At 70.1% G+C, this 22,441-nt stretch carries 23 protein-coding genes and 3 pseudogenes; 11 read left to right on the top strand and 15 right to left on the bottom strand.

From position 1 onward, the window contains the following. Position 1 precedes the first annotated feature (1 nt). Together ACFWJX_RS38030 and ACFWJX_RS38025 are read left to right on the top strand one after the other, a co-directional pair. A complete protein-coding gene (locus tag ACFWJX_RS38030; protein WP_383251266.1) occupies positions 2-367 on the top strand; it encodes a hypothetical protein in 366 nt (121 codons plus the stop codon). Continuing rightward, positions 316-798: a hypothetical protein gene (locus ACFWJX_RS38025; protein WP_383251264.1), complete on the top strand. Its 483-nt coding sequence runs from the start codon at positions 316-318 to the stop codon at positions 796-798. Before ACFWJX_RS38030 ends, ACFWJX_RS38025 begins: the two co-directional genes overlap by 52 nt. Before the next feature lie 351 nt (positions 799-1,149). Here the strand turns inward: ACFWJX_RS38025 and ACFWJX_RS38020 are convergent. Beyond that, a pseudogene (locus tag ACFWJX_RS38020) lies at positions 1,150-1,482 on the bottom strand (class I SAM-dependent methyltransferase); the annotation flags it as partial. Positions 1,483-1,560: 78 nt separating this feature from the next. On the opposite strand from ACFWJX_RS38020, the gene ACFWJX_RS38015 reads away from it, so the two are divergent. Continuing rightward, complete coding sequence (locus ACFWJX_RS38015) at positions 1,561-1,668, top strand: helicase associated domain-containing protein (protein ID WP_383251242.1); 108 nt, start codon at positions 1,561-1,563, stop codon at positions 1,666-1,668. 136 nt (positions 1,669-1,804) lie between these two features. On the opposite strand, the gene ACFWJX_RS38010 is transcribed toward ACFWJX_RS38015, so the two are convergent. The 3 genes from ACFWJX_RS38010 to ACFWJX_RS38000 are packed head-to-tail and all read right to left on the bottom strand — an operon-like array spanning position 1,805 to position 3,990. Then, positions 1,805-2,509, bottom strand: a complete 705-nt coding sequence (locus ACFWJX_RS38010) for a PaaI family thioesterase (RefSeq protein ID WP_383251240.1) — start codon at positions 2,507-2,509, stop codon at positions 1,805-1,807. Positions 2,510-2,555: 46 nt separating this feature from the next. Beyond that, on the bottom strand, positions 2,556-3,566 hold the full coding sequence (locus ACFWJX_RS38005) for a zinc-binding dehydrogenase (RefSeq protein WP_383251238.1): 1,011 nt from the start codon (positions 3,564-3,566) through the stop codon (positions 2,556-2,558). After that, complete coding sequence (locus ACFWJX_RS38000; RefSeq protein ID WP_383251236.1) at positions 3,559-3,990, bottom strand: 4-oxalocrotonate tautomerase family protein; 432 nt, start codon at positions 3,988-3,990, stop codon at positions 3,559-3,561. Before ACFWJX_RS38000 ends, ACFWJX_RS38005 begins: the two co-directional genes overlap by 8 nt. Before the next feature lie 122 nt (positions 3,991-4,112). Here ACFWJX_RS38000 and ACFWJX_RS37995 point away from each other — a divergent pair, with 122 nt between their 5' ends. Further along, complete coding sequence (locus ACFWJX_RS37995) at positions 4,113-4,703, top strand: TetR/AcrR family transcriptional regulator (RefSeq protein WP_383251234.1); 591 nt, start codon at positions 4,113-4,115, stop codon at positions 4,701-4,703. 49 nt (positions 4,704-4,752) lie between these two features. Here the strand turns inward: ACFWJX_RS37995 and ACFWJX_RS37990 are convergent, their stop codons facing one another. The 3 genes from ACFWJX_RS37990 to ACFWJX_RS37980 all read right to left on the bottom strand — a co-directional run bounded on the left by ACFWJX_RS37990 (position 4,753) and on the right by ACFWJX_RS37980 (position 6,804). Further along, positions 4,753-5,229: a tautomerase enzyme gene (locus ACFWJX_RS37990; protein WP_383251232.1), complete on the bottom strand. Its 477-nt coding sequence runs from the start codon at positions 5,227-5,229 to the stop codon at positions 4,753-4,755. Positions 5,230-5,308: 79 nt separating this feature from the next. Further along, positions 5,309-5,935: an NAD(P)-dependent oxidoreductase gene (locus ACFWJX_RS37985; protein ID WP_383251230.1), complete on the bottom strand. Its 627-nt coding sequence runs from the start codon at positions 5,933-5,935 to the stop codon at positions 5,309-5,311. A 26-nt stretch (positions 5,936-5,961) separates the two neighbouring features. Beyond that, positions 5,962-6,804, bottom strand: a complete 843-nt coding sequence (locus ACFWJX_RS37980; RefSeq protein WP_383251228.1) for an aldo/keto reductase — start codon at positions 6,802-6,804, stop codon at positions 5,962-5,964. 73 nt (positions 6,805-6,877) lie between these two features. On the opposite strand from ACFWJX_RS37980, the gene ACFWJX_RS37975 reads away from it, so the two are divergent. Then, positions 6,878-7,543 carry a DNA-binding response regulator gene (locus tag ACFWJX_RS37975; RefSeq protein WP_383251226.1) on the top strand — a complete coding sequence of 222 codons (666 nt, stop codon included), beginning with the start codon at positions 6,878-6,880 and terminating at the stop codon, positions 7,541-7,543. A gap of 770 nt (positions 7,544-8,313) precedes the next feature. Here the strand turns inward: ACFWJX_RS37975 and ACFWJX_RS37970 are convergent. Both ACFWJX_RS37970 and ACFWJX_RS37965 read right to left on the bottom strand, forming a co-directional pair. Continuing rightward, a pseudogene (locus tag ACFWJX_RS37970) lies at positions 8,314-8,400 on the bottom strand (IS5/IS1182 family transposase); the annotation flags it as partial. A 312-nt stretch (positions 8,401-8,712) separates the two neighbouring features. Continuing rightward, complete coding sequence (locus ACFWJX_RS37965; protein ID WP_383251224.1) at positions 8,713-9,444, bottom strand: maleylpyruvate isomerase family mycothiol-dependent enzyme; 732 nt, start codon at positions 9,442-9,444, stop codon at positions 8,713-8,715. A gap of 128 nt (positions 9,445-9,572) precedes the next feature. Between ACFWJX_RS37965 and ACFWJX_RS37960 the strand changes: the two are divergent. Further along, a pseudogene (locus tag ACFWJX_RS37960) lies at positions 9,573-10,330 on the top strand (Helicase associated domain protein); the annotation flags it as partial. A gap of 1,115 nt (positions 10,331-11,445) precedes the next feature. Here the strand turns inward: ACFWJX_RS37960 and uppS are convergent. The 4 genes from uppS to ACFWJX_RS37940 all read right to left on the bottom strand — a co-directional run bounded on the left by uppS (position 11,446) and on the right by ACFWJX_RS37940 (position 16,205). Further along, positions 11,446-13,335: a polyprenyl diphosphate synthase gene (uppS, locus tag ACFWJX_RS37955; protein WP_383251222.1), complete on the bottom strand. Its 1,890-nt coding sequence runs from the start codon at positions 13,333-13,335 to the stop codon at positions 11,446-11,448. Position 13,336: 1 nt separating this feature from the next. Continuing rightward, positions 13,337-13,726 carry a DUF6114 domain-containing protein gene (locus tag ACFWJX_RS37950; RefSeq protein WP_383251220.1) on the bottom strand — a complete coding sequence of 130 codons (390 nt, stop codon included), beginning with the start codon at positions 13,724-13,726 and terminating at the stop codon, positions 13,337-13,339. Continuing rightward, entirely contained in the window at positions 13,723-14,292 is a 570-nt protein-coding gene (locus ACFWJX_RS37945) for a DUF6230 family protein (RefSeq protein ID WP_383251218.1), read from the bottom strand. The genes ACFWJX_RS37950 and ACFWJX_RS37945 overlap by 4 nt, the downstream gene beginning before the upstream one ends. Positions 14,293-14,750: 458 nt before the next feature. Then, the gene (locus ACFWJX_RS37940; protein ID WP_383251216.1) at positions 14,751-16,205 is read right to left on the bottom strand and encodes a cytochrome P450; all 1,455 of its coding nucleotides are present in this window, start codon (positions 16,203-16,205) and stop codon (positions 14,751-14,753) included. Positions 16,206-16,282: 77 nt separating this feature from the next. Here ACFWJX_RS37940 and ACFWJX_RS37935 point away from each other — a divergent pair, with 77 nt between their 5' ends. Beyond that, entirely contained in the window at positions 16,283-17,812 is a 1,530-nt protein-coding gene (locus ACFWJX_RS37935; protein ID WP_383251214.1) for an FAD-dependent oxidoreductase, read from the top strand. Then, a complete protein-coding gene (locus ACFWJX_RS37930) occupies positions 17,809-18,327 on the top strand; it encodes a nitroreductase/quinone reductase family protein (protein ID WP_383251212.1) in 519 nt (172 codons plus the stop codon). The genes ACFWJX_RS37935 and ACFWJX_RS37930 overlap by 4 nt, the downstream gene beginning before the upstream one ends. A 520-nt stretch (positions 18,328-18,847) precedes the next feature. Here the strand turns inward: ACFWJX_RS37930 and ACFWJX_RS37925 are convergent. Then, positions 18,848-19,498 (bottom strand): hypothetical protein, encoded by a 651-nt coding sequence (locus tag ACFWJX_RS37925; RefSeq protein WP_383251210.1) that lies wholly within the window; start codon positions 19,496-19,498, stop codon positions 18,848-18,850. A 711-nt stretch (positions 19,499-20,209) separates the two neighbouring features. Next, entirely contained in the window at positions 20,210-20,515 is a 306-nt protein-coding gene (locus tag ACFWJX_RS37920; protein ID WP_383251208.1) for a DUF1330 domain-containing protein, read from the bottom strand. A gap of 188 nt (positions 20,516-20,703) precedes the next feature. Between ACFWJX_RS37920 and ACFWJX_RS37915 the strand changes: the two genes are divergently transcribed. The 3 genes from ACFWJX_RS37915 (at position 20,704) to ACFWJX_RS37905 (ending at position 22,425) form a co-directional block, all read left to right on the top strand. After that, entirely contained in the window at positions 20,704-21,606 is a 903-nt protein-coding gene (locus ACFWJX_RS37915) for a LysR substrate-binding domain-containing protein (protein WP_383251206.1), read from the top strand. Between the two features lie 472 nt (positions 21,607-22,078). Further along, entirely contained in the window at positions 22,079-22,213 is a 135-nt protein-coding gene (locus ACFWJX_RS37910) for a hypothetical protein (RefSeq protein ID WP_383251204.1), read from the top strand. After that, positions 22,213-22,425, top strand: a complete 213-nt coding sequence (locus ACFWJX_RS37905) for a hypothetical protein (protein ID WP_277312411.1) — start codon at positions 22,213-22,215, stop codon at positions 22,423-22,425. Before ACFWJX_RS37910 ends, ACFWJX_RS37905 begins: the two co-directional genes overlap by 1 nt. Positions 22,426-22,441: the final 16 nt, after the last annotated feature.

Here is a 22,441-nt window from a genome sequence, read left to right as displayed (position 1 = left end):
CGTGTGGTTCTTTGACGCCCTCGCCTCCGGCTTCCAGCAGCCGACCGACCCCGGACGCCTCCAGTGGTTCCGGATCATCTTCGGCACTGTGCTCACCGTGCGGTTCGCCCTCGCCTTCGGCCAGGGCGGCTGGGACCACCTCGCCCCCGGCCCGCTCAGCGCCCACCTCGCCGAACAGCGACTCGGCCCCGCCCGCGCCCGCCTCCTGATCACCGTTTACCGGCCCGCGCTGGTCGTCCGTACGTGTGCCGCCCTCGCCCTGGCGCTCGGCCTGGCCCCCCGGCTCGCGCTGCCGTGGTCCTGGCCGGCGCCGCGATGGAGCTGCTGTACCTCAAGAGCCCCAACGCCGTGCGCTACACCCTGCTGACCGGCACCTGCCTCCTGCTCGCCGGAGACCTCGGCCACGGCCTCGTCGTCGAGCACGGCCTGAACACGGCGAACACCTGGGCGCAATGCCTCCTCGTGCTGATCACCACGGACATCGACTGGAACAGCGCCCGGCAGAAACTCCGCTCGCCTCAGTTCCGCAGCGGGCTCTACCTCGCGCAGTGGGTGCACACCTACAGCCAGGTCAGGAACCGGCTGCCCTACTCGCGCCAGTTCGCCGTGCCCGGCTTCGTCCACCGCCACGCGGACAACCTCGCCGCCCCGGACGTCTGCCTCTGGCGCCTCGTCACGGGCACCGTCATCGCGGCCGAGATCGCGCTGCCGCCCGCGCTGCTCATCCTCAAACCCCACCAGCTCATCACCTTCTCCGGCCTCGCCCTCGGCACCTACATCGCCTTCGCCGGCGCCTGACCTTCCCCGGCCCCGGCCCGACCGCGCGCAACGCGGCACCGGGCCGGGGCGTACGGTGAAAGCATGGCCGGGCTCCTTGAAATAGTCGCGGAACGCCTCGGGCGTGGGGAAGAGGTCGATCCGGACCGTCCGGCGCTCGGCGCGCACGTCCGTGACCCGGTCGCCGAGGAGGCCGCGCACATGATCCTCGTCCCCCCACAGCGGGGGCGGCTGCGCACCCGGCGGGGGCGGCGGCGCGTAGGGCTTCATCGCGGCGAACATCCGGCCGATGAATCCCTGGGGCGTCCAGCTCAGCAGGCCGATGGTGCCGCCGGGGCGGCAGACCCGTACCATTTCGCCGGCGGCCTGCCGGTGGTGGGGGGCGAACATCACGCCGACGCAGGACAGCACGGTGTCGAACTCCGCGTCGCCGAACGGCAGGGCCTCGGCGTCGGCCTCCTGCCAGGTGAGCTGCGCGCCCTGCTCGGCGGCCACGAGACGGCCGGCCTCGAACAGTTCGGGGGTCAGGTCGGAGGCGACGACGTCCGCGCCGGCGAGGGCCGCCGGGATCGCGGCGTTGCCGGAGCCGGCCCCGACGTCCAGGACCCGCTGGCCGGGGCGCACGTCACACGCCTCGACCAGGACCGCCCCCAGTTCGGGGATGACCTCGGAGGCCACGGACGGGTAGTCCCCCTGGGCCCACATCGCGCGGTGCTTGGCCTTCAGCGCACGGTCGGCGTCGGCCGTGCTGTTCTGCGTCGTCATGGCTGCGCTCCTCACCCAGTGATCGTCAAGCTGGGCGTGTGGGTCTCCAACACCAAGTCGAGGCGGGACAAGCTAACCCAGGACCAGCTCGACGCGCTGCGGAAGCTGGGCATGGAGCGGGCGTAACGGTGCCGACGGTGGAGGCAGGGCCGGAGGTGGGCGTGCTGTTGGCCCGGGAAGCTTGAGCAATGCGGTTTGCCGTGGTGTGCCGGATCCGTTCCGCCGGCAACTTCTGACGGGGATACGCCGTATACCCGGCTGGTTACCGTTTGGCTTGCAGCCCCGGGAACAGGGTGCGAGTGCGGTGGGGGTCGGGAGCAATGAAGATCCCGTCGGCCGTGACGAGGTTCGCGTCAGGGTCTGTCTGGGTGGTGATCGACCCGCTCACGAAGATCTTGCTGTCGTCCGTGCCGGTGACGCGGGCGAGGATCCGCAGAGGTGTTTCCAATGGGACCGGGCGGTGGTAGCGCATCTGAAGGGAGACGGTCAGGCCGGGCGTTCCCGCTGCTGCGCAGGCGCGGCCCATGAGTTCGTCCAGGAGCATGGCGCTCATGCCGCCGTGGCCGTAGCCGGGCGGCCCTTCGTGGGCGATGCCGAGCGTGCAGTGACCCACCAGGCCGTCGGCGGTGGGCGTCACCTGTACGGGCGGGGCCAGCGGGCTTCCGGCCCCGGTCACAGGGCTGTAGATACGTGTCCCTGTGGGGAAATCGTCCACCTCGGGGATCTCCGCCCGCGACCGCTGTCGGCCCGTCAGCTGGCTGGTGATGGCGCGGACGCCGTCCGCCACACGGTGGAGGGTGTCCGGGGAGGCGGCGGTGCGGACGGTGGCTTCCACCAGGGCGCGCAGTTCGTGGCCGAGGTGGGTGATGGCCTCCTTCTGGTCTTCCAGTTCCTCTTCCTCGGCTGTCGCTTGCGTGGGGTCGGTGGCAGTGCCGGTGGGCGGTGGGTCGGTGAGGGAAGTGTGCATCGGGTTTCTCGGTGGGGTGGGCTGGTGGGGTGCGGGCCGGGTGCGGTCAGTCATCGGCCCGGACGAAGACCGGCTTCAGGTGCTTCTCCGGCAGCGCGGTCGGCAGGTCCTCCCAGTCGATGACGCGGGAGACGACTTTCTCGGGGGCGACCTTGCCGGAGGCGGCGAGTGCGAGGGCGTCGGGGATGTGGGCACGGACGTTGTCGCGGGCGATGCGCAGGGTGACGCCGTTGAGGTACATGTCGAGCAGTGGCAGTTCACCGGGACGGAAATGGTTGCCCGCCGACTCACACATCCCTTCCGGAGCCAGGGATTTGACGGCCAGGGCGAGCTGGTCGACGCGTCCGGTGGCCTCGACGGCGATGTCGTAGCCCTGGGGGATCGGGTCCAGGGTCTCGGCGGTGGCGGCCCCGTATGCGCGGGCCAGGGTGCGGTGTTCGGGGTCGGGGTCGACGTAGAGCACTTCGGATGCGCCGAGGGCGCGGGCGATGTCGCACACGTACAGGCCGATGCTGCCGCGGGCGACGACCAGGACGCGTGCTCCGGGGCGGGCCTTGAGGTGGGGGGCGATCAGGCGCCAGGCCAGGGACCAGTTGTCGCTGGCCGAGGCCATGGCGACCGGGTCGAGGCCGGCCGGCAGCGGGACGAGCATGGCGTCGGCGTAGGGCACGCGGATCAGGTCGGAGAAGAGCCCGCCCCAAGTGCCGCCGATCGGTGCGCCGTACATTGCCATGTAGGGGACGGCGGTGCAGTGCGCGGTCAGCCCGGCCCGGCATCGCTCGCAGGTGCCGCAGTTGATGGACCAGGGGACGACGACGAGGTCGCCGGGGGCGACGGTGGTCACGGCGTCGCCGGTCTCGACGACCCGGGCGACGCATTCGTGGCCGAGGGCGAAGGGCGGGTCGATGAAGCCGTGGCCGGCCAGGATGGAGGAGTCGACGTCGCAGGAGGTGGCGGCCACCGGGGCGACGATCGCCTGCCCGTCGGACTGGAGCTTCGGGTCGGGCGTCTCGCGCCACTCGACGGTGCGCCTGGCGACGTAGGTCAGTTCACGCATCGGTGCGCTGGCCCTTCGCCAGTGCCACCAGGTCGGCGTATCGGATGACGGAGCCGCCCGCACCCCAGGTGCCGTCGGGCTGCTCGTGCACGAGCACCCACACCCGCGGGGCGTCGTTCCGGCCGAGGCCGGCCGCGGCCAGGACGGCCTTCGTCGCTTCCTCGATCAGGCCCGCCTTGCGGCGCTCGGACAGGGCTCCCTGTGGGACGGTGACCTCGACCAGGAAGCGCGGCGCGTCGTCCTCGGCGGTGGTCTGGGCGCCTTCCGGCAGTTCGGTGAGGTAGCTCCACGCCTGGGCGCGGAAGAACGCCGTGTCGGGTGCGCCCTCCCAGCGCAGCAGCACCGCCGCGAGGTCTCGCTGGATGCTCTGGCGGCCTTGGGCGGTCAGGGCGGCGGCCGGGGCGGTGAGCCGGATCATCGGCATGGCATACCTCGCGTTGTTTCGTTCGTCTTCTTGTCGTTCGACACAGGTCTATGACGGTCGTTATAAGTGCCGGTCACGCTAGACTATGACGGCTGTTATATCCAGTGGGGTCAGAAGGGATCATGTACGTGACCAAGCCCAGCCCGGCGGCGCGCGAGCGGATCGTGGCCGGCGCGGCCGACATGATCAGCCGGCGCGGTCTAAACGCGACGAGCATCCGCGAGATGGCCAAGCACGCCAGGGCACCGCTCGGCTCGACGTACCACTACTTCCCCGAAGGCAAACAGCAGTTGGCCACCGAGGCCGTCCGCTACACGGGCGAGTGGGTCGCGCGCCGTCTGCGCAAGGAGCTGGAGGCGGGGCCGGTCGCCGGGCTGCAGGCGTTCCTCGGCCTGTGGCGCAAGATCGTCGTCGACAGTGACTTCCGGGCGGGCTGCCCGGTGCTCGCCGTCTCCATCGAGGAGCCGCCCACGGACGAGACGCCGGCCGCCCTGGTAGCCGCAGCTGACGTCTTCGACGCCTGGGAAAGCCTGCTGGCCGACTCGCTGCGCGAGCACGGCGCCGAGCCTGAGCAGGCAGCCCAGCTCGCCACCCTCGTCGTCGCTGCCGTCGAGGGGACCGTGGCCATGTGCCGCGCCAAGCGCAGCACTCAGCCCCTGGACCGCACCGCGGAGCAGTTGCAGGCCCTCGTCCTCGCCGCGATCAAGGGCTGACCGGGCAGGGGCAGGGCTCCGTGCATGCCTGGAACCGTCGTTGTCGACTTCAGGCGCCCAGCGCGGCACGGACGGCCTTGGCCCTCTCCTCCGTGAACACACCGCTCTCAAGGAGGGGAAGGACGGACAGCACGCCCCCGGACGAGCCCCAGCTGCCCTCGTCGATCACGCGGAAGTTGACCCACCACGCCGGTGACGGCTTCTCCAGTCCGCAGGACTGCGCCAGCGCGGCCAGGACGCGCTCGATGACCTGGCCTCGTACGTCCGGCTGCCAGGCGGCGTCCATGACCGCGATGTCGATCACCATCACGTCGGGTTCCTGGCCGGCGTCCGAAAGCAGCCGTCCGCCGATGGCCATCATGTCCAGCTCGCGCTCGACGAAGTGCACCTGGAACCCGACGCGGGCGGCCGGGACGGGCTGCCCCACCTCGGGCACCAGCACCGCGTCCGTCAGCATCTCGGCCAGCTCACGGCGCTGCTCAAGGCCGAGGCGTCCCTTGGGGGCGTTCACGGTAATGATCGTCACGGCATCCTCCTATGACAGGCGTTATAGACCCTGAGGCTACACCCGTCTATAACGACTGTCATACTCGGAGTGTGGACACTCAGTCCGAGATCACGGCGGCGCGGTTGATCCACTCTCCGCCGTGTGCTGCCTGGTGCATGAAGGCGGCGACGTCCGCGCGGCTGATCGTCGGGTTGCCCTTCATCGGCAGCCGGTCGTCCGCCCTGTAGGCGCCCAGGGCGGGGCCGTGAGTCAGCCTGGTCGGATAGACCACGGTCCAGTCCAGCCCGCTGGAGCGGATGCTCTCGTCCGCGATCTCCTTGTCGGCGTAGATCGACCGCAGCAGCGTGCTGTAGATCAGCTTCTGTGTGGTGCTCGACCAGTGGAAGGTGTCGCCGACACCGAACGACGACAGCCACACCAGACGGGAGACACCCGCTTCCCCGGCTGCGCCGATCACGGCCGCCGAGGCGCGCGTGAAGAGGCCGTCGGCGCGCACCGAATTTCCCCTGCCGAGCGCGGAGACGATCGCGTCGTGTCCGGCCGCGGCGGCCGCGAGGTCGCTCTGTGAGGTGGCGTCGCCGGTGACCGGCGTGACCCGCTCGGCCAGGTCACCCAGGGCCGCCGGGTTGCGGACGAAGGCCGTGACCGAGTCACCGGATCGCACCGCCAGGTCGATGACATGACGACCGGTGGGACCGGTCCCGCCGAGGATCAGCAGCTTCATGGCAGGGGCTTCTTTCGTGTGCGATGTCAGGACAGGTCGGCGAGGTCTTCGTCGGTGAGGGTGATCGCGGCGGCGGCCATGTTGTCCTCCAGGTGCGGGAGGGATCCCGTGCCCGGGATGGCCAGGGCCACCGGGGAGGAAGCCAGCAGCCGGGCGAGGCCGATCTGGGGGACGGTGGCGCGGTGCCGGGCCGCCACCTTCGCGAGACGCTCGTCGTCGAGTTCCCGACCGCCGCCCACAGGGAAGAAGGGCACGAAAGCGATGCCGGACTCCTGGCAGGCGGCCAGGAAGTCCGCGTCGTCACGCTGGGCGGCGTGGTTCTGTACGGCGGCGACAGGTGCGATGGAGCGAGCCTCCGCGAGATGGCCGGTGTCGACGTTGCTGAGGCCGAGGTGCCGGATCAGGCCCTCCTCGCGCAGCGCGGCGAGCGCCTCGAAGCGTTCGGCGAGCGACTCGCCGTGCGGGGGTGTCATCGCCCCGATGCGCAGGTAGACGAGATCGAGCCGGTTCACGCCGAGGCCGGTGAGGTTGACTTCGACAAGGCCGCGCATGTCGGCCGGGGTGCCCTGGTGGAGGCCGTCGGGACGGATGATCGGGCCCACCTTGGTCGCGATGACCAGGTTGGGCGGGTAGGGGTACAGCGCCTCGCGAATCAGGCTGTTCGCACGCACCGCACCGTCGTGGCTGACGTAGAAGTCGGCGGTGTCGATGTGGTCGACCCCGAGTTCGACAGCTCGGCGCAGTACGGCACGGCCGGCCTCCGGATCGCGGGCGGGGCCGCCCATACCGTCCTTGGAAGGCAGACGCATGGCGCCGAAACCGAGCCTGTTGACGTCCAGGTCACCGCCGAGGCGGAATCTGTTGCTCATGGGCTTGAGCCTGTACGGCCCGGCACCAGCCGACGAGAGCGTGGCATGTTGCTGCCACCCGCACAATGAACGCATGCCACAGGTCATGATGCTTCGCGGTGATGTTGAGCTCTGGACGCGGCTCAAGCCCTTGACGGAGTCCGACGACATGGAATGGGTCAACGTCGCCCACGACCTCGACACCTGGCCCGGCGCGCGCGAGGCCGCCCGCCTGACGATGCGCCGCAACGGGGCAGTTCCGGCCCGCAAGCTGTACAGCCCCGCCGTACTCGCCGACGAGCGTGACCGGGAAGCCCTGCGCGAGATGGCAGCACACGGCATGCAGATCCGGATCACTGCCGTCCCCTTGTCCCGGGGAACTTTCTTCATCGACCGGCGAACCATGATCCTCACCAGCCCCATCACGCCCGCACCGGCCGCCCACGGACACCGCACCTACACCATGAGCGCCACACCGGCCCTGGTCGACGGGGCCTACGCGCTATTCGAAGCCGCTTGGGAGAGCGCCACCGACCTCGCGGCCTCCCTCAACACGGAACGGCCCCGGATCGACGCCCAAGCCGCAAGGGTTCTGCGCGCCCTGACCTCCGGCGCCACCGACGAGACAGCCGCACGGGAACTCGGCATGTCGCTGCGCACCTACCGCCGCCGGGTCGCCGAACTGCTCGTCACCCTCAACGCGGGCTCCCGTTTCCAGGCCGGAGTACGCGCGGGCGAGTTGGGCCTGATCCGCGGGTGATCGCCGCCATCAACCGACACACTCAGCCACAGCCGTGGGCAGCCGTGCACTGACGGCTTGCCCTGCGCGGCCTCAACCGCGCGCTGACGCCGCATACGGCCGGCGTCCCTGCGCTGCTCACGCAGGCGGGTGTCGGGCACGCAGGCGTAGACGAGTCGGTCGATCATGTCCTCAGGGATGAGCTTGCTGCCGTTGAGGTACTCACCGCACAGCGTCTTACCGATGTGCAGGAGCTGCGCAAGGTCACGCTGGCTTACCCCCTGGGTCAGGACCCGCAGCCACTGGGCCAGCTCATCGGCCTGCGGTGTCTCGCCCTTCAACTCACCTTGGGGCCGCCCCACCTGCGTCATGCGCTCCCCCTGCTTGTCCGCGAACAACGCCTGCCTGCCCGCACTTCACCTGCGCGTACACGCCTGTGACCAGACGGCCAATCACATCACCGCCCACGGTGATGCCTCCAGCGGATCCCCGAACTTCCCGGAGGCCCGTCATGAACACACCCACCCGCCGTTCCTGGCCCACCGACTCACTTCTGCGCAGGGACAGATGCAAGGCGTTGAGGCCGCCATCCCCGCCCCGCCCGATGCCGGGCCGCTGGGCAGCCGCCTGGCCGGGCCGGCAGAGGCGCGAGGTGGTCCAGGATTCTGTCGGCCGCGGACTCCGACAGCCGGCGGCCACCCAAACGACGATCCCGCGGCCGGCGCCGTTTCGCCGCGTAGGCGACCGCCCTCCACGACCACACCCTTCGTCGCAGCCTGTGCCATGTGGCACGACAGGGCGTGTTCCACCCGGGCTCTCGCCCGGCGGTGGAGAGCGTTCTCCGCTTCCTGCTGGCGCCCGCGCACTGTACGACCAGGGGGCGCACGCACGGCTCCTGGCCGCCCTGCCCGGCCTCATCGCCGACGCGCGCTTCGGCGTTTCCGGAGGTCGTGGCCGGGGCCGTGCAGCTGCCGGACGCGACCGCGCTGGACGGCGTTATGTGACCTGCGGTGTTGTCTCAGCTGTCCGACGTCTCATCCAGGTCGCGTGCCGGTGCGGAAACTGCCGACCACGCAAGTCGCCGAGCGCCCCAGCATCAATTCGAGATCGTCAGGGCTCATGAGGTTGATTTGGACCCGCCCAGCCACCGCCCTACGACCAGGCCGAGCCAGACGCGGTCGTACTATCGGTCAGCTCCGCCAGGCGGGCACGGACGGCAGCGGGCCGGGCGGATCGACCGTCAGCACGGTCCCGTCCGCGCGGCCGGTCAGCCAGCCCAAGAGTTCTGCCGCCGGCCCCGAGACCTGCGGCCCGCTTCCGCCACCAACCTGGCGCAGCACCTGGCCTCCGTCGGCGAGCAGCACCATGGCAGGGGCATCGGTACGCTCACGGAGCGCCTCCGCCGTCGTGGCAAGTTCCTGCTCCACGAAGCGCGGAGGCCAGTCCGTCGGCCTATGACCCGTGGCCAGGTCAGTGTGGTGCACCTCCACCTCGCGCAGCATGCTGCTGACGGTGCCGCGCACTGGGCGCAGGCCTGCGCCGAGCCAGCGCACCGGTACATCCCAGGTGTCCTCCGGGTGACCATCGGCGCCCATCAGGAATCGGTGCAGCGCAGTCTCCAGGTCTTCGGCCAGCACGGCGGCCAGGCGCCCGGCACCTTCCTCGATCTCACGCTCCCGCTGAGCCTCGTCGCTGTATTGCGGAAGGTCCATGCTGGTGCGAGCCGCAGTGAGCAGTCGTGTGCGCGAGTCAGCGCTGCGTGCGATATGAGTGAGTACGTGCGCGCGGCTCCAGCCGGGTAGCCGTGACGGGGCCCGCACGTCGTCATCCGTCAGGGCGGCCGCGGAGGCGAGCAACCGCTTGACGGACGTACGCAGCACAGGCAGCAGATCTGTGGGGGACCGCGGCTCGTCGTGCGACATGCTGTGCCTCCTCATCGTGTCCGCGCGTCACCTGACCGGCCACCCGGTGGCGTGGCTGGCATCTGCCCGAATTCGGTTGGCAACGTCTACCCCTCACCGGCTGCTCCAACCGTCGTCCCTCGGTGACTGTGCGGATCATCGGCGAGCGGGGAGTCGAGGCCGTCTGCTTCGCCGACACCCGCGGCTCACAGGTAGAAATCGTCCAGAACATCGGCCGCGCGCTCCGGCTCAACAAAGACGGCTCCACCAAGGTCGCGCGCATCATCGTGCCGGTCTTCCTGGAGCCGGACGAGGACCCGACGGACATGGTCGCCAGCGCCAGCTTCCGCCCCTTCTAGCGGTCTTCCAAGGACTCCGCAGTCATGATGAACCACTCGTCGAGCAGTTCGCCGCCCGCGCGCTCACCAGCGGCAAGTGCAAGGTCCACATCAGGCGGGACGCCGACGGTCAGATCGTCGGGGCCGGCGGCGAGGGTGAGGGCGAGGACCAGGAGGAGGATGACACGCAGTCCGCTGCCGAGGCGGCCCTGCTGCACTTCTCCAGTCCGTGCGACGCGGCGACCATCGCGGCGTTCCTTCGCACCGGGTCTACCTGCCCGAGTCGCTGGTGTGGCTGGAGGGCTACCAGGCTCTGCTGCGGTGGCAGGCCAGGAACCAGATCACCGGCCTCTACGCCGTTCCCTACGACGTAGAGGCCGAAGTAGAGGTCAGGAAGTATTTCTCGCTTGGGCCGCTGGGTCCACCAGCACAGGAAGGCGCTGCGAGCGGGTGAGCTGGAGGAACGGCACAAGACTCTGCTGGACACCCCGGACGCTGGGATGGTCTGGGAGCCGGGCGAGGAAGCCTGGGCGACCAAGCCCGCCGCGCTCAGTAGCTGTTGTCGTTCCGATCTTGAGGGTTGTGCGTCGAACGAGAGTCTCGATCGGGTGATCGCAGCTGGCCGACGCTGACCTGCCGTGGTCGGGATCAGTCGCACCACCATGGTCTGGGCTGTTCGATGCATGGTGAGATCGCGGTCGACGGCGAGCCGGAGCCGGTGGTCATCGAGCTGGGCGTACGGACATCGCCGTCGGGCCGCGAGTTCCGTGACTCCAGCAGGCCACCGGAGCAGACCTGTTCGCCGGGCATACTTCATCTGATCTTCTTCCACAGACGCACAAACGACTGCGGTGGCCTGCTGTCACGACCCATCCCCCTGAACCCGGAGATCACTGCCACGACGGGATGGGACACACCCGGCTGGAAAACCCTCCGCGCATAGCCGCCCGGTGTGCTTTCCGCTGTGCCCCAGCCGTGGTGTCCGGCGCTGCTCGCGCTTCAGCCTTTCCTCGACCGGAACTGGCGGCATGCCCAGCCGGCACTTCGTCAGCTGGGTGGTGGCGTGGTCTCACGCCTCAACGACAAGAACACACACGCCACGCTCAACGCAGCGTTTGCAGCACCATCCGCCGATGACCCCAGAGCCCCGCCACTGGCTACGCTCTGGGTGTGTCCAAGAGTGCCCAGCAACTTCCGGTGCGGAACGCCTCGTAATTCCTCAGCCCTACGGTCACGGAATCGGCCATGGGGACGACGGAGCTGCGCCCTCGTACCCGCCGCGCCAGGTCCTCGGGCCGCCCGATAACCCGCCGGTCGTTCGAGCTGGTCAGAGCCCGCTACAACCAGATCGTCGAGCGGCTGCGGGCCCACGAGGGCGCCATCGGTGACCTCGGTTTCGTCGGCCTGGACGACGATCCGGACGACCCGGTGGTCATCACCGGCTACCAGGCCGCCCGCGCCAAGCCCCTCACGTCGGCGAAGGAACAGGTCAACAAGCTGATCGCGTCCGTCCGCGCGGTCTGCGAACATGCCGGGGCGTGTCTTCACCAGGTGCCGGTTCATCCTTCCATCTCTGTTCGTCTCGACTCCGCGTTGGACTTTGTGGCCGCGGTGACGGCGCGACGCGGCCGCGCTTTTGAGCTCTACTCGCTGCGAGCGGCCGTTCCCAGGACCACCGGGTGGCTCACTTCGCCGGTGCGTCTTGTTCACTCAGGGGGACATGCTGGACGGGGGCAGGGATGCGGGGGACGGAGCCGTAGCGGCGGGTGCGGCGGGCGTACTGTTCGATCGCGTGCCACAGGTCGCGGCGGTCCACCTCGGGCCAGGGGGTGCCGAGGAACAGCAGCTCGGCGTAGGTGGCTTGCCAGGGAAGGAAGTTGGAGGTGCGCTGGTCGCCGCCGGTGCGCAGCAGCAGGTCGACGTCGGGTAGTTCGGGGACGTGCAGGTGGCGGGCGAAGGCGTGCTCGGAAACCGAGCCGGGGTCGATCCGTCCGGCTACCGCCTCCTGTGCGAGTTTCGTCGCGGCTGCCGTGATCTCGGCGCGGCCCCCGTAGTTGACGCACATGGTCAGGGTCAGTCCGGTGCGGTCGCGGGTGGACCGCTCGGCCTCGACGAGGGTCTCGATGACGTCGGCCGGCAGGCGGGAGCGTGCTCCGGCCCAACGCACGCGGACGTCCAGTGTCTCGGCGCCGTCCGTCAGCCGACGCAGGAACTGCGGGATCTCATACATCAGCGCCTGCAGTTCGTCGGCGGGGCGTTTCCAGTTTTCGGTGGAGAACGCGTACACCGTCAGGTGATTCAGGCCGATCTCCAGGGCGCCGTGGACGACGTCGATCAGTGTCTCGGCGCCCGCCCGGTGACCATCGGTGCGGGGCAGGCCGCGGGCGGTGGCCCAGCGGCCGTTGCCGTCCATCACGATCGCGACGTGGCGCGGCACGGCCCCGGCGGGCAGTTGGGGCGGACGTGCCCCGGACGGGTGAGGTGTCGGAGGGACGATCGGACGCCGCTGCCTGGCGAGCGAACGCACCTCCTCGGCCCAACCGAGCCCTTCGGATGTGTCGGCCGGAGCGGATTGTGGCAGCGGGCAGGGTTGAACAGGGAAGGGGAACAGGCCCCAGGCCAGCGCGGCCTTCGCCCGGGCCGGCAGCAGCAGGCGCAGCCGGGCGCCGCGCGGGAGTGCCGGGCGGTGGTGCAGCAGCGCGGCGGGGCCGTCGGCTGCGGCCTTCAGGCGCAGCCGGTAGAGACCGAGGTAGGCGCCCAGTGCGATGCCGACCGCCGGGTGCAGCACTGGTGGCAGCGGAATGCGGTCCAGCCATGTACGGGCCCGGTCGGCCAGGCAGCGCACGAGTTCCTCGAATGCCGGGGTGCTGCGCCGGGCCAGCAGGTCCGCACGGAGCACCCCGGCCTCGTCCAGGGCTTCCTGTGGCAGCGGAACATGGCCGCGGCCGAGGTCGTCGGAGAGGTCGACGAGGGCGTCAGTGAGGTAGATGGCGTCGACCGCGGTCTGCCACGCCAGCGCCGCGTCCGGGACGCCCGCGGCGATCGTCTCCGGCTCGGCGGACAGGCCCGCGGCCCGCAGCAGCAGTGAGCCCGCTCGCAGCACGAGCGGGGTGTTGATCAGGCTGTTATAGCGTCGCCACTCCTGCCAGGTGGCGAACTGCCGTCCGTGGACGTCCTGGCGCAGCTCCTCGAACAGTGTGTGCAGGAATCCTGGCGGCAGGTTCCAGGTCAGTATGGTGTGGATCAGGGCATGCCGTACTGGGTCGGTGCTGCGGCCGTCTCGCAAGTCGGCGTCGAACGCCGAGATCCACGCCTCCAGCCGCTCGGACCGCTCCGCCTTCGTCCCGGCGCAGGACTCGGCCGCGTCGGCCAGATCGTCCACGGCCCGTACGGCGCCGTACAGCGCCCAGGTGGCGATCCGCAGCGGTGGCGGCAGCAGCAGCGAGACGGCGTACTCGATCTCGCCCGTGGCCTGGGTGGCGCGGCGGCATGCCTCGTAACCGCGGCGCAGCACCGGGTCATGGAAGCCGCTGCGCCGGTATGCCCAGGCGGGGGGCGCGGCGGGAGAACTCACGTCACGCGTCCTCTCGGGTGGAAGGCGCCTGCTGCGGCACCCAGGCCAGGGCCAGGGCACTGCCGACGGCAGCGAGGAGGAAGCCGAGAAGAAGGCCGCCGAGATTGGCGGCGACCAGACTGACCAGGGACATGACGGCGGCCAGAATGCCGGAGAAGTGGCGCAGCGCCGGGTTGCGCCACGTCGTCACACCGGCGACGACGAACAGGGCCCCCAGAGCCCACGAGGCGGCCCCCGCGGTGCCGGTGAACCGCAGGAACCCAAGCCCCACCCAGGAGACGCAGATCAACTCCAGCCCCCCGAGCCCCAACAGCAGCCCCGCCGCGAACGGCCGACCCCGGCGCCACCCCCGCCATCGGGACCACCGGCCGGACGACATCGCCGTACTCATCGGGCCGCCTTCCGCTCGCAGCCGCCCGCACCCTGGCGCAGATCGATGGTGACGCCCTGGGCCGTGATCGTCCCCGCGGTGAAGGCATGCGGCTGTGTGGTCACCGTGCTGCCGCTGACCTTCTGCGCGCCGACGGTGAACAGGCCCGTGGGCCGGTCCAGGGACACCCGCGGGGTGCTGAACTTCGCGCCGGAGAGCTTCATCGACCGAGCCTTGGACTTGCCCGCCTCCACCGTCAGGCCGGACCCGGAGGCCCGCTCGATACGCACAACGGCCGTCATCGCGCCGACGACCGGTAGGTGGGCGGTGGAGGTCACGCAGGCGTCCTCCACGGTGGCCTGCTCCATCCGCGTCACCAGCACCGGCAGCAGCCCGGAAGCGCCCGGGGAGGCCGACACATCCGTCCCGGACACCCGCGCGGCATGGACCGTGACCGGCACCTCTCCCGCGAATGCCACAGAGACGACCCCAGCGGCGCTCCCGGCCAGCAGGGCCGATGCACCCACGAGCAGGGGAGCCAGCGCCAGGGCGAATCGCAGGCGGCTCGTCCGCCCGATTCCTGTCATTACGGGGACGTTGTTTTCGATCACGCCCGGCCCAACGATCATCCGGCGCCGAAGTACCGCTGAACTCCCCATCGGCTGATACGACACCGCAGCCGACGGCCGTGCCAGGCACGCCGACCCGGGTGACGTCGAACCACCGGCTTCGTCGGAGGCGATTGCGCGCAGGCAAGCATGGTGCAGTCCAGGGCAGTTCTCCCCATCGGCTGCCGAGGCCACGGCACGAGCAGGCGCCACAGCTGCCGGTCCCCGCCGCCGTCGTCACGGAGCCGGCCGCGGCGTGGGACGGGCCGTCGCCGACCGTCTCGCCAGGACGGCTACCGGCTGGTGCCCGACCGCCATCGGCATACAGCAGTTGCGCCGTACCGCTTCCAAATGTGGGCGGGAGTACGTGGTGTTGGGCGCCGATGTCGCCCGCGCGGACGCGGTGCAGGAGCTGGCCCCGATAGGCCGGGAACGCTTCATCGTGCCTGTCCTTCCGAGCCGCGCGTGCCTGCCCGTGGCACGGGGCGAGCGAGGGCGAGGCTCTCGTCCGATCGGCAGTCGCGGGGATGGCAGGTCATGGAAAGCGGGCCGGGGGAGATGACGATGCGGGCGCGCGGCCGGTAGCGGTGTCCCGGTACGGTGCGCAGCTGCCAGCGGGCAGAGATGGTGGCCACGGCGGTGAGGATCTGGTTCATCGTCAGGGCGTCGCCGATGCACTTGCGCACCCCCGCGCCGAAGGCGATGTCGGAGCAGCGTGCCAGGCTCTTCGCTCGGTCGGGCAGCCAGCGGTCGGGGTCGAAACGCAGCGGGTCCGGGTGGACGGCGGGATTGCGGTGCACCGCGTAGGTGCAGTAGGCCAGATCCGTGCCGGCCGGGAGCTCGGCAGTGCCGAGGCGTACGGGGACGAGGGTGCGCCGGCCCAGCATCCAGGGGGCGGGATGCAGGCGCAGCGTCTCCTTGACGACCCGCCGGGTGTAGTCGAGCGCGGGCAGGTCCTCGGCTCGCACAGGCCGCCCCTGGAGGACGGAGCTGATCTCCTCGTGCACCCGCTGTTCGGCGTCGGGATGTAGCGCCAACTCGTGGAAAACGTGCGGCAGTACGTCTTTCAGGCCGTGGGTCGCGGCCCAGAGCAGGAACAGCGTGTCGGCAATGATCTGCTGGTCGTCGATTGGCTCGTTCGTGTCGGGGTAGCGGGCCCGCAGGAGCTGGGACAGGACATCGTCGCCGGCCGTAGCCTGGCTGCGGTGGTGGGCAAGGGAGGCCGCGACGGCGGTGCGCAGGCCGGACAGTGCCCGCAGGAACCTGCCGGTGCCCGGCACGTGCCTGACGTGGGCGAGTCCTGGGAGGGCGAGGCGCCAGTACATGCCAGGGGTTGTCTGGGAGCTCAGAGCCGCGAGTTGGGCCGCCACCTGGTCGAGGGCCGGTGTGTCGCCGCACACGGCGCGGGCGTTGATGCTGTAGGCGAGGCGGGCCATCTCCTTGTCCACGCGGATGGTTGTGCCGGGGGCCCACCCTACGGTGGCCGCTTGCGCGGCCTGCCGGATCGCCGGCGTCCGGGCGGCGATCCGGCCGGGGTGGAAAGCCGGTTGCACAGCACGCCGGTGCCGCAGGTGTGATGCGAAGAGTGTCAACCCGTCGAAGCTCATGTCCATCACCAGGCTGATGCCGAACTGAGAGCCGATGCCGGCGGTGATCCGTGCCTGGGAATAGCTGCGGGCGTCGGTCACCAGGACCTGGTGAAGGAGTTCTGGCGAGTTGACCAGATAGACGTCGGGTGTGAAGGCAGGGCCCCGCATCCGCACCAAGGGGCCCAGTTCGTTGAGTGACGTCATGAAGCCGAGCGGGTCACACAGGAGCTTCAGACCGTGCCCGAGCAGGGGCAGTGCTCCAGGAGCGGTCGGGACGGCGGTGGGAGGCACGGGAACAGCCACGAGCCCTCTCTGAATTCGGATGATGCACACATGCTGTGACCGTTAACATACCGATCGTAACGGGAGGGGTGGTGGGGGTGGGTTCGCACGACGTGCTCGTCGTGGGCTCCGGGTTCGGCGGAAGCGTCGCGGCGCTGCGGCTGGCGGAGAAGGGCTACCGCGTCACGGTCGTCGAGGCCGGGCGGCGATGGCGGCCCAAGGACTTCGCCGCCTCCCCGTGGCAGGCGCACCGCCTGCTGTGGGCGCCCTGGCTCGGCTGGCGCGGCATCGCTCACCTGCGGGTACGGCGTCGGCTGACCGTGCTGTCGGGTATCGGAGTCGGCGGCGGGTCCCTTGTGTACGCGGGGGTGCACTACCGGCCCGACGCGACCGTATTCCGTGCCGCCTGCTGGGATCCGGCCCTGGACTGGGAAGGCGAACTCGCCCCCCACTACGCGTTGGCGGAACGGATACTGGGCACCACAGCCGTCCCCCGGCAGACGGCAGGGGATGACGCCCTGCGTCAGGCGGCGGACGCTCTCGGGGTGCCCGGCGGCGTCCATGCCACCCGGGTCGGCATCCACTTCGGCCCACCCGGCCGAGCAGTGCCGGACCCCTTCTTCGACGGCCGGGGCCCGGCCCGCGCCGGCTGCTCGGAGTGCGGCCGGTGCACCCTCGGGTGCCGCGTCGGCGCGAAGAACTCCCTGGACCACAACTACCTGCACCTCGCCGAACAGGCCGGTGCCGACATCCGGCCCCTGACCGAGGTCCGGACACTGGTACCGCAACCGGACGGCACCTGGCGTGTGCACACGCGCCACGGCACCGGTATCGCGCGGCGCCGCGCAGTACTGGCGGCGCATCAGGTCGTTCTCGCGGCCGGGGCCTGGGGCACCGCGGAACTCCTGCACCGCTCCCGGCCCTACTTGCCAAAGCTGTCACCCGCACTGGGCACACGCACACGCACCAACCGCGAAGTGTTCGCCGCCGTGTCCGCGGAAGGCTTCGACGTCGGGCCCGGCGTCGCGATCAGCTCCGCGCTGCGACCAATCCCTGACCTCCTGGTCCAGCTGTGCCGACTCGGGCCGGGCTCCCATCCGGCCGCACTGCTCGCGCGACCGGCCGGCCTCCCCTGGCGGGACTTCGGCCGCCGTACCGCCATACTCTTCGCCATGGAGCAGGGCGACTCCCACCTGACCAGCCGCTACCGACGCGGAAGGCTGACCCTCCACCCGGGAAGCCCACAGCCCGAACCCGTACGACTGGCCACCGCCGAGACGGTGGCACGCCACTACGCCCAGCACATCGGCGGCCGGGCCGCGCTGCTGTGGAGCACCGCCCTGGGCCTGCCGGTCACCGCCCATCTGCTGGGCGGCTGCCCGATCGGCAGTGACCCCGCCAACAGCGTCGCCGACCTCTATCACCGCATCCATGACTACCCGACCCTGCACATCACCGACGCCTCCGCCGTACCTGGCAACCTCGGCGTCAATCCCGCGCTCACCGTGACCGCGATGGCCGAACGAGCCTGCGCCGCCTGGCCCGCCGCCGGCCATCCCGACCAACGCCCCGCCCAGAGCGAGCCGTACCAGCGCCTACCGCTGGCGAAGACGGAGGACGCCCCGTGACCCACCCCCTCTTCGTCCGCCTCGCCACCAGCCGCGTCGTTCTCCGTATCGCCCCACACATGCTGCCGCGCTGCGACCTGTTCATTCACCGCCTGACCCGGGGCCGGCTGCTGCCGAGCAGACTCGTCCTGGACACGATCGTGCTGGGCACCACCGGTCACCGCAGCGGAACCCCACGCGCCACCCCCCTGGCCACGCATCGGGCGGCGGACGGAACCTGGCTGGTGGTCGGCAGCAACTTCGGCCGATCCCACCACCCGGCCTGGAGCACCAACCTCCTGCACCGCCCCCACGCCACGGTCACCACACGAGGACGTTCCTGGCAGGTCACAGCACGCCAACTCACCGTCCACGAAAGGGAACAGCAGCGCAACCGCATCCTGCTGGCCATCCCCTTCTACGACACCTACGCCGCCCGCGCCGGCCGGGATATCCGCGTCTTCTGCCTCACCCCGATCACCGCCCGTCCTGGGCGGCGCGCAGCGACGTGCCCGCAGGACGGTGACCGTCGCTGACCATCACGCCGCGGAAGAGATAGCGCCCGTCTTCCGGACGGATCTTCGTTTGGCTGATCACCGGCCTAGGGAACTCCGGTATTGACGTGCGAAGAAGCCCATCCGGGGTCCTTCCCGCCAGGCGGGAGGCCATCACCAAGTCTTTACCGGAGCGCCCGCCAGGCGGGCGCTCCGGTCAGCGCGAGACAGTAATCCGCCGGTGTGTGCACTCTCCCGCGCTGGGAGATCACACGAGATGGAATTGCCTGCGCTCTTTGCTGCACGCCCACCACGGAGTTGGTGTACCTGGTCCTCAGCGCCCAGTCGTCCTTTCCTCAGCAAGAGCTGATCAACGACCGCTGGTGCCCCGCCGGCTGCCACCTGACCCGCCCCGAGCAGTGGAGGGAGGCGATGCCACTGCCGCCCGGAAGCGACGCCTAACGACGCCGTGCGATTACTGCGCTGCGGCATACGAGGCGGGGCCGGTCTCCCGAAGTTGGGAAACCGGCCCCGCCTGTCACCCTCGGAGGTGCCGAGTCACTCACTCGCCTTGGGCAGCCGGATCGCCGCTGCCCTGTCGATCTGCTGGAGCAGCGACCCGATCTGCGGCCGCGCGGGCGGCGGGATCCGCGTAGTGCCCGCGGTGCCCGGCCAGGGCGTGGGCGAGCCAGGCGTCGACGTCCTTCTGTACGTACGAGCCGGCCCGCCGGGTGAGTTCGTCCCGGGCGGCTTCGTCGCCCTCGCGGGGCTCGGTCTGCTCCAGCGTGCCGAGCTCGCACAGCGCCTGGAGCTCATCGGCGTGGGCCGCGACCCGGGCGGCTTCGCGCAGCTCGGCTTCCCGGGCGGCGGCGGCCGCGGCTTCGGCTGCGAGTTCCGCCTGGACGTCGTCGCCGGTGTCCGGGTCGTAGACGGCGTTCGGGGCCGCGGCGGCGAGCAGCTGGTCGATGCGCTCCCACTCTGCGAGCTCCGCCCGGCCGCGTTCGTCGTCGGCGAGGTGCTCGTGGCGGGAGTCCTGGCGTGCGTCGAACCGGACCTCCTCGAGGGCCTGCGCGACGGCGCCCGCGTCCATACCCTTCGCGCGGCGGCGCACCACACGCCGTCCGATGCGGGCGGGGTCGACCGGCTCCCGGGGCGCGGCCGCGCGAGGAACGGGACGGCGGGCAGTGTGCCGGGGCGGCCAGAGGCTGCTCATCAGGGCCTCGCATTCGGGGGCGCGGAGTAAAGTGCGGGCCGCCGCCAGAGCGCTGTCGGACGGCCGCATATATGTGCCGAGGCGAGATAGGTGTCACCGCTGGGTGGATCCGACATGCGGTTTTACCCGAGGCACCGACGAAGCAACCTACATGTCACCGGCGGCGCGCGGTGGGGTGCCGACGCGTGCCAGGACATGGAGTGGACCCGAGCCGGCCCGCTCCGGCCTCCCGCCTCACATCGCGCAGGTCATCGCCGGCCACGCCAACATCAACACCACGATGGGCTACAACGCGATCTACCCAGAAGAGACCATCGAAGCCCATCGAGCCTTCATCACCCGCCGCCGCGCCCTGCGGCCGGCAGAGGAATATCGCACCCCACCGACGCCGAGTGGGAGGACTTCCTCGGCCACTTGGAACGCCGCAAGCTCTCCGTCGGCACCTGCGCCCGTGCCTACGGCACCGCCTGCATCCACGAACACGCCTGCGTCCGCTGTTCCCTTCTTCGCCCTGATCCCGCCCAGCGCGGCCGTCTGGTCGAGATCCGCGACAACCTCGTCGACCGCATTGCTGAGGCGGAACAGGAAGGCTGGCTGGGTGAGATCGAAGGACTCCGCATCAGCCTGACCGCGAGCCGCCGACAGGGATCAGGCCGTCGAGGACGTCGACGACGAACTGGGACGCGGGGCATGGCTGGCTGGGCCCGCCGGTCAGTCGATGCCTTCGATGATGCGGAAGTCGCGCTCGACGCTGTCGGGGAGGGCCACCAGCGCCTTCTGGTATGCCTCGCTCTCGTATGCAGCGACGGCCTGTTCGAAGCTGTCGAACTCGATCAGAACGACGCGTTGCGTGATTCCGGCCTCGTGGGCGACGACTCGACCGCCATGGGACGGGATCCGGGACAGGACGCGCCCGCCCCCAGCCTGGACAGCCGGACCGGCCAGCTTGTCGTAGGCAGTCAGCCTCTCAGGGTCGGAAATGGCGGGGTAGACACTGACCCAGTAGCCCTTGGCCATGGAAACCTCCTGTGTGGGGCCGGACACGTCCGACTTCGAATTGACACTCAGATCGATCGATCCCGGTGACGGGTACTGCGGTCAGTGGAATCGTCATACGCGCAGGTTAGGGCTTGATATGCGGTCGAGGGAAAGACCGGTACGGGATAGGCTCAGAACGGATCGTTATCAATCGGCAGGGAGGGCACGTGGCGCCGGATACGGTGAGCCTGCGGTACTTCCTGGTGCTGGCCCAGGAGTTGAACTTCACCCGCGCGGCCGCCCGGATCGGTATCGCACAGCCCGCACTCAGCGCCCGGATGCGCCGATTGGAGGCGGAACTCGGCACGGCCCTGCTGGTCCGCAACACGCGTAGCGTCGTATTGACCACGGCCGGCGCGGCTTTGGCGGAGTCCGCGCCGCCCGCGCTGGCGGCGCTGGACCGAGCATGGGACACCGCCCGTAGCGCGGCGGCCGGTGAACTGGGCACGCTGCGCATCGGATACAGCCTCAGCGCCGGGGCCGAGACGGCACCGGCCCTGGTAGAGAGGCTGATTCGCGGCAACAGCGGACTCGAGGTCGGCGCGGTCCCGATGGCGACACCGGAGATCTCCCCCGCGGTCGCCGACGGCCGCATCGATGCCGGGATCACCCGCGGTGAACAGCCGGGCCGTGGCGTGCGCCGGTTCCTGCTGCGGCGTGCGCGCATCGGGGTCCAGCTGGCGCAGCACCATCCGCTGGCCGAACACCCGGAGATCGAGATCGCCGACGCGGCCGCGTATCCGCTGCGACTCCCGGACCGTGCGGCCAACCCCGTGATCCACGATCAGCTGTCCGCACTGTTCCGAGACACCCGACCACACCCCCGATTCCACACGCCCGCAGTCTCTTTCGACATGTCCCAGCGCGACCTGCGCGACGGGGTCACCCTCGCCCCTGCCGGAGAAGCCGCGGCCACGGTACAACCGGCCGGTCTCACCTGGCGACCACTGCGAGGCGCGCCCAGCCTGACGATCCACCTGGTCCTGCCACGCGAGCAGTCACCACTGCACCGCCGCATCCGTGCCGTCGCCAAAACCCTGGCGCACGAGCTGCACTGGCTGCCGGACTGACGCCCAAGCAGTCAAGCGAGACGGGCGCCTGCGGTGGCGAGGCCGAAGACCCTGCGCCCGGCGGACTTCGCGGTGATGACGACGAAGGCGGTCTTGCTGAATGTCCGACACGAACTCGCTACGCCGAAGGCTGAGATCCGCTTCCTATGACCGTCCTCACGCCTCACGCACACACAGGTGACTGCTGGTTGGGCGTGGCGTCGTCCTGGTCGGCGACGGAGACCAGGGCCACGATCCGCTCGGTGCTCGTTACTGTCAGCCGCGAGAAGATCCTCGCGTTAATTCAGAGAAGTCACCAGACCAAAACTGATGGCTCCGGACCAGATCGTTCGGGGCATGGCAAACCTCCGCAGTAGCCCCAGCACCACCAGTTGTAGGGTCGCAGATTTCGTGGCCAAATCTCACGGTCGATGGCCAAGCGATGGCAGATCTGACACGAGTTTGAGATTGGCAGGCCAGGCCCTTCACTCATATGAGTGAGCGGGGTCTGATGCCGCCCCGCTACGGAATCTGCGCCGACGACTGGCCGGAACCCGGGGAGGCGTTCAAGGCTCACCGGCGGCTCCGCGCGGTCAACGGCTGCAGCGACGACGAACAGGAGGCGTGATGCAGAGCAGTGCGGAGAACATCGATGTTGTGCTCAGGATCGTGGACACCATGGTCGCCTACCGGAAAGCGCACGGCGGCCTACCTGCCGACACGGACGGCCTTGAGGACATGGCCGTGGCGATCGTCGAGGCCCTGGAGCGCGACGACTTCCGCATCGTGGACGTCTTGAGCGGCAGCCGGACCGAGACGCCCACACCCGAACCGGCCTGACGGCAGGGCAGCGGGG

Source organism: Streptomyces sp. NPDC058335 (genome assembly GCF_042723915.1).
Lineage (GTDB): Bacteria > Actinomycetota > Actinomycetes > Streptomycetales > Streptomycetaceae > Streptomyces.
This window is presented reverse-complemented; position numbering and strand designations above follow the sequence as displayed.

Bases quoted from the DNA above. Each gene is read 5' to 3' on its own strand.
- ACFWJX_RS38025 (WP_383251264.1), top strand. From the start codon at position 316: ATGGAGCTGCTGTACCTCAAGAGCCCCAACGCCGTGCGCTACACCCTG.
- ACFWJX_RS38010 (WP_383251240.1), bottom strand. From the start codon at position 2,509: ATGCACACTTCCCTCACCGACCCACCGCCCACCGGCACTGCCACCGAC.
- ACFWJX_RS38005 (WP_383251238.1), bottom strand. From the start codon at position 3,566: ATGCGTGAACTGACCTACGTCGCCAGGCGCACCGTCGAGTGGCGCGAG.
- ACFWJX_RS38000 (WP_383251236.1), bottom strand. From the start codon at position 3,990: ATGCCGATGATCCGGCTCACCGCCCCGGCCGCCGCCCTGACCGCCCAA.
- ACFWJX_RS37995 (WP_383251234.1), top strand. From the start codon at position 4,113: ATGTACGTGACCAAGCCCAGCCCGGCGGCGCGCGAGCGGATCGTGGCC.
- ACFWJX_RS37985 (WP_383251230.1), bottom strand. From the start codon at position 5,935: ATGAAGCTGCTGATCCTCGGCGGGACCGGTCCCACCGGTCGTCATGTC.
- ACFWJX_RS37980 (WP_383251228.1), bottom strand. From the start codon at position 6,804: ATGAGCAACAGATTCCGCCTCGGCGGTGACCTGGACGTCAACAGGCTC.
- ACFWJX_RS37975 (WP_383251226.1), top strand. From the start codon at position 6,878: ATGCCACAGGTCATGATGCTTCGCGGTGATGTTGAGCTCTGGACGCGG.
- ACFWJX_RS37965 (WP_383251224.1), bottom strand. From the start codon at position 9,444: ATGTCGCACGACGAGCCGCGGTCCCCCACAGATCTGCTGCCTGTGCTG.
- ACFWJX_RS37950 (WP_383251220.1), bottom strand. From the start codon at position 13,726: ATGAGTACGGCGATGTCGTCCGGCCGGTGGTCCCGATGGCGGGGGTGG.
- ACFWJX_RS37945 (WP_383251218.1), bottom strand. From the start codon at position 14,292: ATGACAGGAATCGGGCGGACGAGCCGCCTGCGATTCGCCCTGGCGCTG.
- ACFWJX_RS37925 (WP_383251210.1), bottom strand. From the start codon at position 19,498: ATGAGCAGCCTCTGGCCGCCCCGGCACACTGCCCGCCGTCCCGTTCCT.
- ACFWJX_RS37920 (WP_383251208.1), bottom strand. From the start codon at position 20,515: ATGGCCAAGGGCTACTGGGTCAGTGTCTACCCCGCCATTTCCGACCCT.
- ACFWJX_RS37910 (WP_383251204.1), top strand. From the start codon at position 22,079: ATGAGTGAGCGGGGTCTGATGCCGCCCCGCTACGGAATCTGCGCCGAC.
- ACFWJX_RS37905 (WP_277312411.1), top strand. From the start codon at position 22,213: ATGCAGAGCAGTGCGGAGAACATCGATGTTGTGCTCAGGATCGTGGAC.